Source organism: Streptomyces sp. SID10853, from assembly GCF_010548145.1.
Lineage (GTDB): Bacteria > Actinomycetota > Actinomycetes > Streptomycetales > Streptomycetaceae > Streptomyces.
Window position 1 is genome coordinate 1 of record NZ_JAAGLN010000485.1, and the last position, 1,245, is coordinate 1,245.

At 74.5% G+C, this 1,245-nt stretch carries 1 protein-coding gene; it reads right to left on the bottom strand.

Annotated features, from left to right (window positions below; genetic code table 11):
* Positions 1–1,245 (bottom strand): bifunctional phosphatase PAP2/diacylglycerol kinase family protein (locus G3I19_RS36520; protein WP_164267949.1); only part of this gene is annotated, 1,245 nt, incomplete at both ends.

Sequence of the window (1,245 nt, forward strand, 5' to 3'; positions counted from 1 at the left end):
CGAACGCGAGCGGTGTGCCCGGGGTGAGCCCGGAGACCTTGACCCGGCGCATCCGCTCCGCCGCGTGGACGGGGGAGCGGGACAGCGGCCCGGCGAGCGCCGCCGCCAGCAGTCGCAGGCCCGGCAGCCGGCCGCCGTGCACCACCCGGACATCCAGCAGCCCGTCCGCCAGGTCGAAGCGCCGGCCGGGGGTCGGCCCCATCTGCTGGTACATGCCGTTGCCCGCGAAGAGCATCCACAGGGTCCGCTGCTCGCCCTGGAACTCGGCCTGGAGCGGCCGCTGCGAGCTGAGCACCCGTACCGCGGCCAGCACACCGGCCGGCCAGCCGCCGATCTTCGGTGACCAGCGCTCCCTGATCCGTACCAGCTCCGGATAGGAGCCCAGGCTGAAGGTGTTGAGGAAGTGCCCCGGCTCGCCGTCGGGCCCGTCGGGCCCCGGTGTGAACCTGCCCAGGTCGACCTTGACCGCATCGCCCGACGCCAGCGCACGGCAGGTGTCGTGGACCTCCTCGATCCCGATGTCGTACGCGAAGTGGTTCAGCGTGCCGCCGGGGAAGACGGCCAGCGGCACACCGTGCCGGGCCGCGACCACGGCCGCCCTGTTGACCGTTCCGTCCCCGCCGCAGATGCCCAGGGCCCGGCAGTCCTGCGCCGCCTTCTCCAGGGTCGCCACCAGGTCGCCGGGCTCGCACTCCACCACGTCCGCGAGCGGCAGCGCATCCCGTACCAGGGCCGACTTGGCCGCGGCCGACCCCGACGCCTTGTTGACCACCACGACGAGATCCTCGCCGCCCGGCAGCACCGGTGCCTCGGTGTGCGGGCGGCCGGGGGAGGGGAGCTGGTCGCGGGTCGGTACGAGTCCGCGCACCGCGAAGGCGGCGCCGACCCCCAGCGCCGCCCCGATCACCACATCGCTCGGATAGTGCACACCGGTATAGACCCGCGAGGCGGCGACGCTGACGGCCAGCGGTGCGACCACCGCGCCCCAGCCCTTCGACTCCAGCGCGACTCCGGTGGCGAAGGCGGCGGCCGAGGCCGCGTGCCCGGAAGGGAAGGACGAGGTGACCGGCTGCCGCTTGAGCTGCCTGATCACCGGTACGGCGTCCAGTATCGGTCTCGCTCTGCCGACCGACCGCTTGGCCACCGTGTTGGCGACGGCCGAAGCCACGGCCAGCGAGGCCACCCCGCGCACCGCGGCCCGCCGCGCCCTGGTCGAGCGGCCCACCGCGGCGATCCCCGCGGCGG